The sequence below is a fragment of the Streptomyces sp. CNH189 genome (genome assembly GCF_000527195.1).
In genome coordinates, this window is record NZ_AZUS01000010.1 from 42,729 (window position 1) to 58,496 (window position 15,768).

At 71.5% G+C, this 15,768-nt stretch carries 14 protein-coding genes; 12 read left to right on the forward strand and 2 right to left on the reverse strand.

The window, feature by feature from the left end:
• Window positions 1–4: 4 nt before the first annotated feature.
• Together B100_RS0115435 and B100_RS0115440 are read left to right on the forward strand one after the other, a co-directional pair.
• Window positions 5–1,363: an MFS transporter gene (locus B100_RS0115435; protein ID WP_024885343.1), complete on the forward strand. Its 1,359-nt coding sequence runs from the start codon at window positions 5–7 to the stop codon at window positions 1,361–1,363.
• A gap of 129 nt (window positions 1,364–1,492) precedes the next feature.
• On the forward strand, window positions 1,493–2,650 hold the full coding sequence (locus B100_RS0115440; protein WP_024885344.1) for a uroporphyrinogen-III synthase: 1,158 nt from the start codon (window positions 1,493–1,495) through the stop codon (window positions 2,648–2,650).
• Window positions 2,651–2,659: 9 nt separating this feature from the next.
• On the opposite strand, the gene B100_RS0115445 is transcribed toward B100_RS0115440, so the two are convergent.
• Window positions 2,660–3,238, reverse strand: coding sequence for a YdeI/OmpD-associated family protein (locus B100_RS0115445; protein WP_024885345.1), 579 nt, complete (start codon window positions 3,236–3,238; stop codon window positions 2,660–2,662).
• Between the two features lie 138 nt (window positions 3,239–3,376).
• Between B100_RS0115445 and B100_RS0115450 the strand changes: the two genes are divergently transcribed.
• From B100_RS0115450 to B100_RS0115475, 6 genes are all read left to right on the forward strand, one after another.
• On the forward strand, window positions 3,377–3,964 hold the full coding sequence (locus tag B100_RS0115450; protein WP_024885346.1) for an ABATE domain-containing protein: 588 nt from the start codon (window positions 3,377–3,379) through the stop codon (window positions 3,962–3,964).
• Between the two features lie 292 nt (window positions 3,965–4,256).
• Window positions 4,257–4,841 carry a sigma-70 family RNA polymerase sigma factor gene (locus tag B100_RS0115455; protein ID WP_078492847.1) on the forward strand — a complete coding sequence of 195 codons (585 nt, stop codon included), beginning with the start codon at window positions 4,257–4,259 and terminating at the stop codon, window positions 4,839–4,841.
• A gap of 74 nt (window positions 4,842–4,915) precedes the next feature.
• The gene (locus tag B100_RS0115460) at window positions 4,916–5,680 is read left to right on the forward strand and encodes a zf-HC2 domain-containing protein (RefSeq protein WP_024885347.1); all 765 of its coding nucleotides are present in this window, start codon (window positions 4,916–4,918) and stop codon (window positions 5,678–5,680) included.
• Window positions 5,681–5,740: 60 nt separating this feature from the next.
• Window positions 5,741–8,038, forward strand: coding sequence for a UvrD-helicase domain-containing protein (locus B100_RS0115465; protein ID WP_024885348.1), 2,298 nt, complete (start codon window positions 5,741–5,743; stop codon window positions 8,036–8,038).
• Window positions 8,039–8,419: 381 nt separating this feature from the next.
• The gene (locus B100_RS0115470; protein ID WP_024885349.1) at window positions 8,420–9,829 is read left to right on the forward strand and encodes an NAD-dependent malic enzyme; all 1,410 of its coding nucleotides are present in this window, start codon (window positions 8,420–8,422) and stop codon (window positions 9,827–9,829) included.
• Window positions 9,830–10,224: 395 nt separating this feature from the next.
• Window positions 10,225–10,506, forward strand: a complete 282-nt coding sequence (locus B100_RS0115475) for an HU family DNA-binding protein (protein WP_003950507.1) — start codon at window positions 10,225–10,227, stop codon at window positions 10,504–10,506.
• 174 nt (window positions 10,507–10,680) lie between these two features.
• On the opposite strand, the gene murA is transcribed toward B100_RS0115475, so the two are convergent.
• Window positions 10,681–12,027, reverse strand: a complete 1,347-nt coding sequence (murA, locus tag B100_RS0115480; protein WP_024885350.1) for a UDP-N-acetylglucosamine 1-carboxyvinyltransferase — start codon at window positions 12,025–12,027, stop codon at window positions 10,681–10,683.
• Window positions 12,028–12,336: 309 nt separating this feature from the next.
• Between murA and B100_RS0115485 the strand changes: the two genes are divergently transcribed.
• The 4 genes from B100_RS0115485 to B100_RS0115500 all read left to right on the forward strand — a co-directional run bounded on the left by B100_RS0115485 (window position 12,337) and on the right by B100_RS0115500 (window position 15,749).
• Window positions 12,337–12,909 (forward strand): YqgE/AlgH family protein, encoded by a 573-nt coding sequence (locus B100_RS0115485; protein WP_024885351.1) that lies wholly within the window; start codon window positions 12,337–12,339, stop codon window positions 12,907–12,909.
• A gap of 29 nt (window positions 12,910–12,938) precedes the next feature.
• Entirely contained in the window at window positions 12,939–13,220 is a 282-nt protein-coding gene (locus B100_RS0115490; protein WP_024885352.1) for a DUF3039 domain-containing protein, read from the forward strand.
• 250 nt (window positions 13,221–13,470) lie between these two features.
• Entirely contained in the window at window positions 13,471–14,763 is a 1,293-nt protein-coding gene (locus B100_RS0115495) for an extracellular solute-binding protein (RefSeq protein ID WP_024885353.1), read from the forward strand.
• A 23-nt stretch (window positions 14,764–14,786) separates the two neighbouring features.
• Entirely contained in the window at window positions 14,787–15,749 is a 963-nt protein-coding gene (locus B100_RS0115500) for a carbohydrate ABC transporter permease (protein ID WP_051490001.1), read from the forward strand.
• Window positions 15,750–15,768 lie beyond the last annotated feature (19 nt).

The window sequence follows — 15,768 nt, forward strand, 5'->3', positions numbered from 1 at the left end:
CCCCATGACAGCCCGCAGCGGCCGTTGGATCCAGCAGTGGGACCCGGAGGACGAGACCTTCTGGAACCGCACCGGCGAGCGGATCGCCCGCCGCAATCTCCTCTTCTCCGTCCTGTCCGAGCACATCGGCTTCTCCGTCTGGACCATGTGGTCCGTGCTGGTGCTCTTCATGGGCCCGGAGTACGGGCTGACCCCGGCCGACAAATTCCTGCTGACGTCGATGGTCACGCTGGTCGGCGCCGTCGTCCGGGTCCCGTACACCTTCGCCGTCGCGGTGTTCGGCGGGCGGAACTGGACGATCGTCTCGGCGGGCCTGCTGCTCGTGCCCACCGTCGCCGCGTTCGCGGTGATGGAGCCGGGCACCTCCTTCTCCACCTTCCTGCTGGTCGGCCTGCTGGCCGGCATCGGCGGCGGCAACTTCGCCTCCTCCATGACCAACATCAACGCCTTCTTCCCGCTGCGGAAGAAGGGCTGGGCGCTCGGGCTGAACGCCGGTGGCGGCAACATCGGCGTCCCGGTGATCCAGCTGGTCGCCCTCGCGATCATCGGCGCGAGCGGCGGACCGCGGGTGCTGCTCGGCCTGTACATCCCGCTGATCGTCGTCGCCGCCGTGCTCGCCGCGCTCTACATGGACAACCTGGCCTCGGTGAAGAACGACACCGGCGCCGCCAGGGACGCGGCGCGCGACCCGCACACCTGGATCATGTCGTTCCTCTACATCGGCACCTTCGGCTCGTTCATCGGCTACAGCTTCGCCTTCGGGCAGGTGCTGCAGAACCAGTTCGACCGCACCCCGCTGGAGGCCGCGTACGTCACCTTCGTCGGCCCGCTGCTGGGCTCGCTGATCCGGCCGGTGGGCGGCTGGCTGGCCGACCGCTACGGCGGCGCGCGCATCACCCTGTGGAACTTCGTCGCCATGGGCGCCGCGACCGCCGTGCTGATCGCCGCCTCCATGCGGCAGTCGCTGGTGCTGTTCACCGTCGCCTTCGTGGGGCTGTTCGTGCTGACCGGCCTCGGCAACGGGTCGACGTACAAGATGATCCCCGGCATCTTCCAGGCCAAGGCCCAGGCCCTGGGGCTCGCGGGGGAGGAGGCGGCCGCGTACGGGCGACGGCTGTCCGGCGCCTCCATGGGGCTGATCGGCGCGGTGGGCGCGCTCGGCGGTGTCGGCATCAACCTCGCCTTCCGCCAGTCCTTCCTCTCCTACGGCTCGGGCACCGGCGCCTTCGTCGCGTTCCTCGCCTGCTACGCGGTCTGTTTCGCGGTCACGTGGGCGGTATACCTTCGCCGGCCCGCCGCCCGCGCGGCCGGGACGGACACCGCCCCGCAGGAGAAGCCGCAGCTCAGCTATGCCGAGGTCTGACGGACGGTGACGTAACACTGGTGACATGAAGCCGAACCGAGCCTGTCATGGATCATTGACAGGCTCGGTTCGGCACGGACGTGGAGCCGCACCTCCGTGAGGACGCCGACTCGAGCCGGGACGAGAGCCATGGACGACGAACGAGAGCAGTCACCCGACCACGGGCCCCTCGCGGGCTTCACCGTGGGCGTGACGGCGGCGCGCCGTGCCGACGAGCTGGGCGCGCTGCTGGAGCGGCGCGGTGCCGCCGTGCTGCACGCCCCCGCCCTGCGGATCGTGCCGCTCTCCGACGACAGTGAACTGCTGGCCGCGACGAAGGACATCATCGGGCAGGCCCCGGACATCGCGGTCGCCACCACCGCCATCGGGTTCCGCGGCTGGGTGGAGGCGGCCGACGGCTGGGGACTCGGCGAGGACCTGCGGGAACGGCTGCGCGGGGTGCGGATCCTGGCGCGCGGCCCCAAGGTGAAGGGCGCGATCCGGGCAGCCGGGCTGACCGAGGAGTGGTCGCCGGCGTCGGAGTCGATGGCGGAGGTGCTGGACCGGCTCCTCGAGGAGGGCGTGGACGGGCTGCGCATCGCCGTGCAGTTGCACGGCGAGCCGCTGCCCGGGTTCGTGGAGTCGCTGCGGGCCGGGGGAGCGGAGGTGGTGGGCGTGCCGGTCTACCGGTGGCTGCCGCCGGAGGACATCGGCCCGGTGGACCGCCTGATCGACGCGGTCGTCGCCCGCACCCTGGACGCGGTCACCTTCACCAGCGCGCCCGCGGCCGCCTCGCTGCTCTCCCGTGCGGAGGAACGCGGCCTGGCGGACGACCTGCTGGCCGCCCTCGGCCACGACGTGCTGACCGTCTGCGTGGGACCGGTCACCGCCCTGCCGCTCCAGGCCCGGGGCGTCGACACCGTACAGCCCGAGCGCTTCCGGCTCGGCCCGCTGGTCCAGTTGCTCTGCCGCGAACTGCCGTCCCGCGCCCGTACCCTGCCCGTCGCCGGGCACCGGATGGAGATCCGGGGGCACGCGGTCCTGGTGGACGGCGAGCTGCGGCCCGTACCGCCGGCCGGGATGTCCCTGCTGCGGGCGCTGTCCCGGCGGCCCGGCTGGGTCGTCTCCCGCGCGGAGCTGCTGCGCGCGCTGCCGGGCACGGGCCGCGACGAGCACGCGGTGGAGACCGCGATGGCCCGCCTGCGCACCGCCCTGGGCGCCCCGAAGCTGATCCAGACGGTCGTGAAGCGCGGCTACCGCCTCGCCCTCGACCCGGCGGCGGACACCAAGTACGACACGGCGGGCTGACCCGGGCCGTCAGCCGTCCAGGCGGCCCTCCGCCAGGTCACGGACCGTGCGCTCCAGGCGCTTCCTCCGGGTCTCGGGGGTCGCTGCCCGGAGCAGGGGGAGCAGGGCCAGGTAGCGGGCGGTGCGGTCCAGCGCGTCGAACGCCGTGCGGGCCTGCGGGTTCGCGGCGAGGGCCTCGGCCAGGTCGTCCGGGACCTCCGCCGTCCTCTGGGAGGCGTACGCCCGGTCCCAGCGGCCGTCCTCCTGGGCCCGCCGGACCTCGGCGAGGCCGGGCTCCCGCATCCGGCCCTCCGCCGCGAGCGCCGCGACCTTCTCCACGTTCACCCGTGACCACAGGCTTCGCGGCCGGCGAGGCCCGTACTTCTGCAGGTAGTACCGGTCGTCCAGGCGCCGGCGCTGTCCGGAGATCCAGCCCCAGCACAGGCCCACGTCGACCAGTTCGTCCTCGGTGACCGAGGCGGTCCCCGACGCCTTCTTCGCCACCTTGACCCACACCCCCTCGCGCCGGGTGTGGTGCTCGGCCAGCCACGCCTCGAAGGCCGCCGCGTCCGGGAACGCGCGGACCTCCAGCCCGTCAATCTCCTCCATGCGGGAAGGCTAAGCCGAAAGGTCGCGGCGGGAGGGGTTCCGGGGGCCCGGACGGGCGGGCACTGTGGAGGGAGAACGGTTTCCCGGATCGCGCACCGGCCCCCCACGCGCGCGGGGCCCCCTAGGCGGTGGCAGGACATGGCACTGGGTACGGTCACGGCGTCCTACGAGCTGAGGTTCGACACCGGGCGGGTCTGCCTGGACCTGCTCGCGACCACCCATCCCGAGGAACGGCTCGACTCGGTCGACGCGCTGTGCGCCTGGATCACCGGCGCGGGACTCGTCCCGGAGGGCACCGGACTCGCCCACGCCGACCCGGGCTGGCTCGCCGCGTTCCGCGAACTGCGCGCGTATCTGGTCCCGTTGGTCCGCGCCGCCGGCAGCCCTTCGTACGCCCCCGCGCTCACCCGGGTCAACGAACTCGCGCGCGCCGCACCGCCGGCGCCCCGCGCGGTGCCCGGCGCCGACGGGACCCTGGTGCGCCGGCTGGACGGCCCGCCCGGCCAGGACGCGCTGCTCGGGGCGGTCGCGCGGGACGCGGTGGACCTGCTCACCGACCCGGCGGCCCGCGCGAGCCTGCGGCAGTGCGAGGGCGACCACTGCCCCATCGTCTACGTCGACGCCTCCCGGGGCCGCCGGCGGCGCTGGTGTTCCAGCGAGGTCTGCGGCAACCGCGAGCGCGTGGCCCGGCACCGCCGCCGCGCGGCGGCCCTCACCCGCGCCTGAGCACCGGCGCCCGATTGACTCCCTTATCCCGTTCGCGGTTTTCGCGCCCCGAGGATGCCAAAAATTGCTCAAGTGATGCGCGTCACGCGACTGTTCAGCCTCATTGGTCCCCGCTGACGGCTCTTCACCCGCCGTGTGTCGGAAATGTGAAGGAGAAGCGGGGGGAATGTGCGTTCATGTCCCGGTCGTCGTGACGTCCCGCAGAAAACTGCCGTCTCCCTTTGAACACCCCACCCGCTTCCTGCGTACCGGTTGTCGAGCGACCGACTGGGGGATCCCCCGGACACCGGAGGTGGGCGTGCGCAAGGATGCGGCCGTGGCCAATGAACGTGGAACGAGGGCCCGACATCGCATGTCTTCACAGCCCTCGGAACCTGACGAGGAGCTGATGCGTGCGCTGTACCGCGAGCACGCAGGCCCCCTGCTGGCCTACGTCCTCAGGCTGGTCGCCGGAGACCGGCAGCGCGCCGAGGACGTCGTCCAGGAAACGCTCATCCGTGCCTGGAAGAACGCCGGTCAGCTCAATCGGGCGACCGGTTCGGTACGCCCCTGGCTGGTGACGGTCGCCCGGCGCATCGTCATCGACGGCCACCGCAGCCGGCAGGCCCGGCCGCAGGAGGTCGATCCGTCGCCGCTGGAGGTCATCCCCGCGGAGGACGAGATCGACAAGGCGCTGTGGCTGATGACGCTGTCGGACGCACTCGACGACCTGACCCCGGCACACCGGGAGGTCCTCGTCGAGACCTACTTCAAGGGGCGTACCGTCAATGAGGCGGCCCAGACACTCGGCATACCGAGCGGCACCGTACGCTCCCGGGTGTTCTACGCCCTGCGGTCGATGAAGCTGGCTCTGGAGGAGCGGGGGGTGACGGCGTGATGAGTGTGTACGGGGGAAACCAGGGATTCGGCACGGGCGGGACGGGTATGTCTGGTGCCATGGAGGGATCACCGGTGCCGAACGAGCACGAGACCGTCGGTGCCTACGCCCTCGGGATCCTCGACGACGCCGAAGCCAGCGCCTTCGAGGCGCACTTGGCGACGTGCGAGTGGTGCGCCCAGCAGCTCGACGAACTCGCCGGCATGGAACCGATGCTGGCCGCGCTCGCGGACCTGCCCGAGGCCGCCGGCTCGCCCGCGATCGGTGAGTCGCTGTCCGCGAAGCCCTCGCCGCGCGTCGTGGAGAAACTCGTCGACGAGGTGGCCGAGCGCCGTGCGCGCAAGCGCCGCCGCAACTTCTACATGGTGGCCGCCGCCGGCGCGCTGATCGTCAGCGGCCCGTTCGTGGCCGTCGCCGCCAGCGGCGGGGACAGCGGCAGCGGCGGCGGGGGCGGCACCAGCCGCACGCTCGCGGCCAACCCGGCGAAGGACATCTTCGACAAGAGTTCCGAGAAGATCACGGCGACCGACCCCGGCACCGGGGTGACCGCCACCGTGGCCCTGGAGGACAAGCTCTGGGGCACCGAGATCGTCACCGAGCTGAAGAACGTCAAGGGTGACCAGAAGTGCTCGCTCATCGCCGTCGGCAAGAACGGCGAGCGTGAGACGGTGAACTCCTGGTCGGTCACCGGCGAGGGCTACGGACTGCCCGACGCCACCACCGACAAGGGCAAGCAGCCGCTGTACGTCCAGGGCGGCGCCGCCTTCGAGCGCAACGAGATCGACCACTTCGAGATCGCCAACTTCGACGGCGAGACGCTCGTGGAGGTCGACGCGTAGCCTCACGGGGCCCCCTTCGCGTACGGTTGACGGCTGCCCAGCACGTCAGAAGGGGGCCCGGTGGCCGCTCAGGCTCAACAGGAATCCGCGGTCGACCCGGATCACGACTCCGGTCGCGACCGGGAGATCCGTGTGGAACAGGAACACCTGGACCGGGTGTACCGACGGCTCGAGGAGAAGATCACCGAAGCCGAGTTCCTCATGCGCGACGCCGCCCAGCGCGGCCACGTCGGCACGCCCGGCGCCCTCGCCGAACGGGACGCCCAGGTCTTCCGGGCCGGCGTCCACCTCAACCGGTTGCACAACGAGTACGAGGACTTCCTCTTCGGCCGGATCGACCTGCTGCTCGGCAAGGACGGCAGGAAGGGCCCGGACGGCGCGTACACCGCCGTCGAGCCCGCCGAGGGCGCCGTCCGGCCCGACAACACCGCCGACATCGCCGAGACCCTGCACATCGGCCGGATCGGCGTCCTCGACGAGGACTACGCCCCGCTGGTCATCGACTGGCGGGCGCCCGCCGCGGCCCCCTTCTACCGCTCCACGCCGGTCGACCCCGGCCGGGTCGTGCGGCGCCGGGTGATCCGCTCCAAGGGGCGGCAGGTGCGCAGCGTCGAGGACGACCTGATGCGCCCCGAGCTGACGGCGTCCCTCAACGGCCGCGAGCTGGCCGTGATCGGCGACGGCGCCCTGATGGCCGCGCTCGGCCAGGCCCGTACCCACTCCATGCGGGACATCGTGGCGTCCATCCAGGCCGAGCAGGACCTGGTGATCCGCGCGCCCGCGGCCTCCGTCACCTATGTGGAGGGCGGCCCCGGCACCGGCAAGACCGCCGTCGCCCTGCATCGCGCCGCCTACCTGCTCTACCAGGACCGGCGGCGGTACGCGGGCGGCATCCTGATCGTCTCCCCGACCCCGCTGCTGGTCGCCTACACCGAGGGCGTGCTGCCGTCCCTCGGCGAGGAGGGCCAGGTCGCCATCCGCGCCATCGGCTCCCTCGTCGACGGCGCCGAGGCCACGGTGTACGACTCCCCGTCGGTGGCCCGGGTCAAGGGTTCCTCCCGCATGCTCAAGGTGCTGCGGAAGGCCGCGCGGGGCGCCCTGGAGCGGCAGGAGGCGCCCCAGCGGCTGCGGGTCGTCGCCTTCGGACGGCGGCTGGAGCTGGAGGCGGAGGAGCTGGCGGAGGTCCGCCGCACCGCCCTCGGCGGCACCGCACCGGTCAACCTGCTGCGCCCCCGCGCCCGCAAGCTGCTCCTCGACGCCCTGTGGGAGCGCTCCGGCGCCGGGAACCGGCACACCGACCCGGAGCTCGCCGCCGAGCTGCGTTCCTCCTTCGACGAGGACATCACCTCCGAGGACGACTTCGTCGCCTTCCTGGATGCCTGGTGGCCCGAGCTGACCCCGGCCGCCGTCCTGGACGCCATGGCCGACGAGCGGCGCCTCGGCCGCTGGGCCCGGCGCGTGCTGAACCCGGGGGAGGTGCGCAAGGTGGCGCGCGCCCTCAGGCGGGACGGGCGCTCCGTGCACGACATCGCGCTGCTGGACGAGCTCCAGGCGATCCTGGGCGCTCCCGCGCGCCCCCGCAGGAAGCGTGAGATCGACCCGCTGGACCAGCTCACCGGCCTGGAGGAGCTGATGCCGGTGCGCGAGGAGACCCAGCGCGAGCGGGCCGAGCGGCTGGCCCAGGAGCGCGTGGAGTACGCGCACGTCATCGTCGACGAGGCGCAGGACCTCACCCCGATGCAGTGGCGCATGGTCGGCCGCCGCGGCCGGCACGCCACCTGGACGGTCGTCGGCGACCCGGCCCAGTCCTCCTGGTCCGACCCCGACGAGGCCGCCCAGGCCCGCGACGAGGCCCTGGGCACCCGTCCGCGCCGCCGCTTCGAGCTCACCGTGAACTACCGCAACCCGGCGGAGATCGCCGAGCTGGCGTCCAGGGTCCTCGCCCTCGCCATGCCGGGCTCCGAGGCGCCCCGGGCGGTGCGTTCCACCGGTGTCGAGCCGCGCTTCGCCGTGGTCCGGGACACGCTGGGCGACACCGTGCGGGCGGAGGCCGCCCGGCTGCTCGAGCGGGTGGACGGCACCGTCGGCGTGGTCGTCGCCATGCAGCGGCGCGAGGAGGCCCGGCGCTGGCTGGACGGGCTCGGCGACCGCGTGGTGGCGCTCGGCAGCCTGGAGGCCAAGGGCCTGGAGTACGACGCGACGGTCGTGGTCTCCCCGGCGGAGATCGCCGACGAGTCCCCGGCGGGGCTGCGTGTGCTGTACGTCGCCCTGACGCGTGCCACGCAGCAGCTCACCGTGGTGTCGGCGGACCGCGACGTACCGGACGCCGGCGGGGTCCCCGACCTCCTGCGGGACTGACCGGTGAGGGGCGCGGAGGGGGTGCGGGAAATATCCCCGGGTCATGGGAATGGCCTCGCGCCATCCGTTTGTTAGCCTGGATGTGGCACCGGCCCGATCCAAGCCCCCGGGCCCAACCTTAGTCGCTTCGAGCGACCACTTGCCGCGAGGCGAGCATGGCGGGTCGGTGTCACAAGCGTTCGAGAGGCCCACGTCACGACAGTGACGTGGGCCTCCTTTGTTGCCCGGCTCGCTCTCGTATGGTGGAACTCGTTTTCCGGCTGGCGGCAGAGGCCGGTGAACAAAACGTCCGCAATCCCAGGCGGCTACCACGTACTCGGTGGTAGGTGCGACGATCGGACGGCACGATTCGCGACACGGTTGAAAAGCAGAGGAACGGCCATGGCAACGGCGCCCAGCGTCTCCTACTCGATGACCATCCGGCTGGAGGTGCCCGCGGGAGGAACCGCGGTGTCCCAGCTCACCGGGGCCGTCGAGTCCCACGGAGGCTCGGTGACCGGCCTCGACGTGACGGCGTCGGGCCACGAGCGGCTTCGCATCGACGTCACCATCGCGGCCACGTCCACCGCCCACGCCGACGAGATCGTCGAGCAGCTGCGCCGCATCGAGGGCGTCACCCTCGGCAAGGTCTCCGACCGTACGTTCCTGATGCACCTCGGCGGCAAGATCGAGATGGCGTCGAAGCACCCCATCCGCAACCGTGACGACCTGTCCATGGTCTACACGCCCGGCGTGGCCCGGGTCTGCATGGCGATCGCCGAGAACCCCGAGGACGCCCGCCGTCTCACCATCAAGCGCAACTCCGTTGCGGTCGTGACGGACGGCTCCGCCGTGCTGGGCCTGGGCAACATCGGCCCCAAGGCCGCCCTGCCGGTGATGGAGGGCAAGGCCGCCCTGTTCAAGCGGTTCGCCGGCATCGACGCCTGGCCGCTGTGCCTGGACACCCAGGACACCGACGCGATCGTGGAGATCGTGAAGGCGATCGCCCCCGGCTTCGCGGGCATCAACCTGGAGGACATCTCGGCGCCCCGCTGCTTCGAGATCGAGGCGCGGCTGCGCGAGGCCCTCGACATCCCCGTCTTCCACGACGACCAGCACGGCACCGCGATCGTCGTGCTCGCCGCCCTGACCAACGCCCTGCGCGTCACCGGCAAGACCATCGAGAGCATCCGGGTCGTCATGTCCGGCGCCGGCGCGGCCGGCACGGCCATCCTGAAGCTGCTGCTGGCCGCCGGCGTGAAGAACGCCGTGGTCGCCGACATCCACGGGGTGGTGCACGCCGGCCGCGAGGACCTGGTCGACGCCGTCCCCGGTTCGGCCCTGCGCTGGATCGCCGACAACACCAACCCGGAGAACCTCACCGGCACGCTGAAGGAGGCCGTGCGCGGCGCGGACGTCTTCATCGGCGTCTCCGCCCCCAACGTCCTCGGTGCCGAGGACGTCGCGGCGATGGCCGAGGGCGCGATCGTGTTCGCGCTCGCGAACCCCGACCCCGAGGTGGACCCGGCAATCGCCCGCCAGACGGCGGCAGTTGTGGCCACCGGCCGCTCGGACTTCCCCAACCAGATCAACAACGTGCTGGTGTTCCCGGGTGTCTTCCGCGGCCTGCTGGACGCGCAGTCCCGCACCGTCAACACGGAGATGATGCTGGCCGCCGCGCAGGCCCTGGCCGACGTGGTCACCGAGGACGAGCTGAACCCGAACTACATCATCCCCAGCGTCTTCAACGAGAAGGTCGCGGGCGCGGTCGCCGGCGCGGTCCGGGACGCCGCCAAGGCCGCCGGGGCGTGACCGTCGCGACGGCCGGTCGCTGTGAGGATCGCCACGGGGGTGGTTTGGACCGGCGCGTCGCGGAACCCGTAGTCCTGGGCGCCCTCTAGGGTGGCGGCCAGACCCGGGCTCCGGCCCCTGCTGTCCGCTGCCGGAAGCGGACGGAGCGTCACCGTGCGGAGGCCGTGGCGCTCTTCGTGTGACTCCCTCGGGTGTTCTCACGACTCCTGCGGGTGCCGGATTGGCATTACCGCCGCAGGTAGAGGCAGGATGCGTCCCTGGGCGCGAGGGTCCGACGAGGGACCCGGGTCCGGGGACTCACCGAGGAACCTGGCAGCATCGGCTTTCGCCGTGCCCGACATGCGGCTCCGCCGCGTGGCACGCCTCAACGGCAAGAAGAACACGGGAGTAAGAACATGAACCGCAGTGAGCTGGTGGCCGCGCTGGCCGACCGCGCCGAGGTGACCCGCAAGGACGCCGACGCCGTGCTGGCCGCGTTCGCCGAGGTCGTCGGCGACATCGTCTCCAAGGGCGACGAGAAGGTCACCATCCCCGGCTTCCTGACCTTCGAGCGCACCCACCGCGCTGCGCGCACCGCGCGCAACCCGCAGACCGGTGAGCCGATCCAGATCCCCGCGGGTTACAGCGTGAAGGTGTCGGCGGGCTCGAAGCTCAAGGAAGCGGCCAAGGGCAAGTAAGGCGCTCCGCGCGCCTGCGCGCTTCAACGCCGTTCGGCCGGGCGCCCCTGACGGGTGCGGGTCCGACGTGGTTGTCGCGCAGTTCCCCGCGCCCCTTCGGGGACGCCGGCGTGAACGTCGATGGGGCGGTCACCCTTTCCGGGTGACCGCCCCATCGGCGTTCGTGGGCCGGGGTCAGCCGAGGGCCTTGCCCGGGAGTTCCACCTTGGCGCCCAGCGCGGAGAGCTTCTCCATGAAGTTCTCGTAGCCGCGGTTGATCAGGCCGATCCCGTGGACGCGGGAGGTGCCCTGGGCGGCCAGGGCCGCGATCAGGTACGAGAAGCCGCCGCGCAGGTCGGGGATCTCGAGGTCCGCGCCCTGGAGTCTCGTCGGGCCCGAGACGACCGCGGAGTGCAGGAAGTTGCGCTGGCCGAAGCGGCAGTTCGAGCCGCCCAGGCACTCGCGGTACAGCTGGATGTGCGCGCCCATCTGGTTGAGCGCCGAGGTGAAGCCGAGGCGGGACTCGTAGACCGTCTCGTGGATGATGGACAGCCCCGTGGCCTGCGTCAGCGCCACCACCAGCGGCTGCTGCCAGTCGGTCTGGAAGCCGGGGTGCACGTCGGTCTCCAGCGCGATGGACTTCAACTGCCCGCCGGGGTGCCAGAAACGGATGCCCTCGTCGTCGATCTCGAAGGCGCCGCCGACCTTGCGGTAGGTGTTGAGGAACGTCATCATCGAGCGCTGCTGCGCGCCGTGGACGTAGATGTTGCCCTCGGTGGCGAGCGCGGCGGACGCCCAGGATGCGGCCTCCAGACGGTCCGGCAGGGCGCGGTGGGTGTAGCCGCCGAGCTTGTCCACACCGGTGATGCGGATCGTCCGGTCGGTGTCCATCGCGATGATGGCGCCCATCTTCTGCAGGACGCAGATCAGGTCCTCGATCTCCGGCTCCACCGCCGCGTTGGAGAGCTCGGTGACGCCCTCCGCGAGGACCGCCGTGAGCAGCACCTGCTCGGTCGCGCCGACGGACGGGTACGGCAGGGCGATCTTGGTGCCGCGCAGCCGCTGCGGGGCCTCGAGGTACTGGCCGTCCGCCCGCTTCTCGATCCGCGCGCCGAACTGTCGCAGCACGTCGAAGTGGAAGTCGATGGGGCGTCCGCCGATGTCGCAGCCGCCGAGGCCCGGGATGAACGCGTGTCCGAGCCGGTGCAGCAGTGGGCCGCAGAACAGGATCGGGATCCGCGAGGAACCGGCGTGGGCATCGATGTCAGCGACGTTGGCGCTCTCCACATACGTGGGGTCGAGCACCAGTTCGCCGGGCTCGTCACCCGGACGGACCGTCACACCGTGCAGCTGCAGCAGGCCCCGGACGACCCGGACGTCACGGATGTCCGGAACGTTGCGCAGCCGGCTCGGTGTGCTGCCCAGCAGTGCGGCCACCATGGCCTTCGGTACGAGGTTCTTCGCACCGCGGACCCGGATCTCGCCCTCCAGCGGGGTTCCGCCGTGGACAAGCAGTACGTCATCGACGTCGTTGACGGTCATGAATCTCGCGTTCCGTGGAGTGGGGCAGGGGCCAGAAGGGAAAGGGTAATCGCCCTGTACCCCCCTTCTGTAAGCCCAAGGAGCCCTTGGGCACGTCATGGGTCTGTCACAACACGAACCGTTCAGCGACGGCCACGGGCGGTCACCGCGAGCCCTCGCGCGCCGGGCGCGCTCCCGGCCGCCCGCCCGCGCTCCTTCACCTCCGCCGGACAACGCCTCACCAGGCCGCTCTTCCGTACCCCGGTCGCGTTCACCCCGTCACCCGCATTGCCTCCCCGCGTACGGGGAAGATGCGGGATCATGTCTGGCATGACCGAGGTGTCCTCGCTCACAGGGCGGCTGCTCGTGGCCACTCCCGCTCTGGCGGACCCGAACTTCGACCGCGCGGTGGTGCTCCTTCTCGACCACGACGAGCAGGGCTCCCTCGGTGTCGTCCTCAACCGGCCGACCCCGGTGGACGTCGGCGACATCCTGGAGGGCTGGGCGGACCTGACCGGAGAGCCCGGCGTGGTGTTCCAGGGCGGCCCGGTGTCGCTGGACTCGGCGCTCGGTGTCGCCGTGGTGCCGGGCGGGGCGGCGGGGGAGAGCCCGCCGCCGGGATGGCGCCGGGTGCACGGCGCGATCGGGCTGGTCGACCTGGAGGCCCCGCCGGAACTGCTCGCCTCGGCGCTCGGCTCGCTGCGTATCTTCGCCGGATACGCGGGCTGGGGCCCGGGCCAGCTGGAGGACGAGCTGGTGGACGGCGCCTGGTACGTGGTGGAGTCGGAGCCGGGTGACGTGTCCTGTCCGTCCCCCGAGCGGCTCTGGCGCGAGGTGCTGCGCCGGCAGCGCAACGAGCTGGCGATGGTCGCCACGTATCCGGACGACCCTTCGCTCAACTGAGGCGCGCGGGCTTCAGTACCCTTGGCGGCATGAGCACTCTTGAGCCCGAGCGCGGGACTGGTACGGGGACCCTCGTCGAGCCGACGCCGCAGACCTCCCACGGCGACGGTGACCACGAGCGCTTCGCCCACTACGTCCAGAAGGACAAGATCATGGCGAGCGCCCTCGACGGTACTCCCGTCGTGGCGCTGTGCGGCAAGGTGTGGGTGCCCGGCCGGGACCCGAAGAAGTACCCGGTCTGCCCCATGTGCAAGGAGATCTACGAGTCCATGAGTGAGGGCGGCGACGACAAGGGCAAGGGCGACAAGTAGCCCGCCGGGGCGGCCGTCGGTCCGCTCCCCCTGACGTCCGCCGGACGCGCAACTTCCACGAGGCCCCCGGGGCGCGCTTTGCGTGCCCCGGGGGCCTTTGTGCCGTGTGCGCGTTGCGCAGGGTGCGCCGGCCGGTCACAGAGTGGTGGAGACCTCTTGTGGCCCGGTTCACCCAGTCCCTAGCCTCCGATGAGTTGTGCACAGCGAAACCGCCATTGCATATGCTGCAACGCGCTCGGAGGAGTACTCCATGAAGCTGTCCGCCCGCATGGTCGCCGTCGCGGCCGTCCTCGCCACCGCCGCCTGCGCCCCCCAGACCTCCGGCACCTCCTCCTCCGACAAGGACGAGAAGACCGGCACCCTGCGCGTCTGGCTCTTCCAGGAGGTCAACAACACCCCCAAGGAACAGGTCGTCGACTCCGTCCTCGCCGAGTTCGAGAAGGCGCACGAGGGCGCCGAGGTCACCGTCGAGTACATACCCGTCGAGACCCGCGCCCAGCGCATCAAGGCGGCCTTCAACGATCCGGGGTCCGCCCCCGACCTCATCGAGTACGGCAACACCGACACCGCGGGCTATGTGAGGGACGGCGGACTCGCCGACCTCACCCGGGAGTTCGGCGCCTGGGACGAGGCCAAGGACACCGACCCGACCGCCCGGCAGTCCGTCACCGTGGACGGCAAGGTCTACGGCGTCCCGTACTTCGTCGGCGTCCGCGCGCTCTACTACCGCACGGACGTCTTCGAGGAACTCGGCCTGGACGTCCCGAGGACCCAGGCCGAGCTGATCGCCACCGCGAAGCAGATCCGCGCCGCCCGGCCCGAGCTGTACGGCCTCGCGGTCGGCGGCGCCTACACCTACGGCGCGATGCCCTTCATCTGGGCCCACGGCGGCGAACTGGCCACCGGCAAGGGAGGCTCGTACGCCTCCGCCATCGACGGAGCCGCCGCGCGCAAGGGCATCGAGGCGTACACCTCGCTGTTCGGCGACGACAACTGCCCGGCCGCCAAGTGCGCCGCGATGACCGGCAACGACACGATCACCGCCTTCGCAGCGGGCAAGGCGGCGATGGCGATCGGCGGCGACTTCAGCCACGCCGCCGTGGAGGCCGGCACGGTCAAGGGCAAGTACGCCGTCGTGCCGCTGCCGGGCGTCGAGGCGGGGTCGATCGCCCCCGCGTTCGCCGGCGGGAACAACCTCGGCGTGCTGAAGTCCACCTCGCACCGGACCCTCGCCGTCGACCTGATGCGGCGGCTCGCGTCCAAGGAGGCGCAGGGCGAGCTGTTCGACGCCATGGGCTTCCTGCCGACGTTCTCCGACGTGCGGCAGCAGGTGGCCGCGAAGGAGGCCTTCGTGAAGCCGTTCGTCGAGACGCTGGCCGCGGACACGAAGTTCGTGCCGGCGTCGCCGGCGTGGGCGCAGATCGACGCGGGGCAGGTGCTGCCGACGATGTTCCAGGAGGTCGTGTCCGGCAAGAAGGACGTGGACTCCGCCTCGGCGGACGCTGCGAAGAAGATGAACGACGCGTTCGGTTCGGTCGGGTGAGCGGGCCCATTGGGGTGGCGGTTCTGAAGCGTCGGCGGGCTCCCGTCCGTGGGGGTTTCTCGCGCCCACGCGGCGGTAGCCGCAGATCCGGTACGGCCCCGCGCCCCCCGACAGGGCGCGCCCGGACTCCTTGGTTGTATCTCGCGCCGGCGCTTGTCGTGCTCGGGGGGCTGCTCGCCTATCCGATCTACCAGCTCGGGCTGATCTCCGTCTTTCACTACACCCAGGCGCAGGTCAGTGGCGGGGAGCCGACCACCTTCGAGGGGTTCGGGAACTACACCGAGCTGTTCGGGGACGGGCAGTTCTGGGAGGTGCTGCTGGCCACCGTGCTGTTCGCGGCGGCCTGTGTCGTCTCCACGCTGGCCGTGGGCTGCGCGCTCGCCGTACTGCTCACCCGGGTGCGGGCGGTGCCGCGGCTCGCGCTGATGCTGGCCGCGCTCGGCGCCTGGGCCACCCCGGCGATCACCGGGTCCACGGTGTGGCTGTTCCTCTTCGACGCCGACTTCGGCCCGGTCAACCGGGTGCTCGGCCTCGGCGACCACTCCTGGACGTACGGGCGGTTCAGCGCCTTCTTCCTGGTGCTGCTCGAAGTGGTGTGGTGTTCCTTCCCGTTCGTGATGGTCACGGTCTACGCCGGCATCCGCGCCGTACCGTCGGAGGTGCTGGAGGCCGCGGCGCTCGACGGGGCCTCGCAGTGGCGGATCTGGCGCTCCGTGCTCGCGCCGATGCTCCGGCCGATCCTGGTGGTCGTCACCATCCAGTCGGTCATCTGGGACTTCAAGGTCTTCACACAGATCTACGTCATGACGGGCGGCGGCGGCATCGCGGGCCAGAACCTGGTCCTCAACGTCTACGCGTACCAGAAGGCGTTCGCGTCCTCGCAGTACAGCCTGGGCGCCGCGATCGGCGTGGTGACGCTGGTGATCCTGCTCGCCGTGACGCTGGTGTACCTGCGGCTGCTGCGCCGCCAGGGGGAGGAACTGTGAGCCTGGTGGGCCGAGGCCG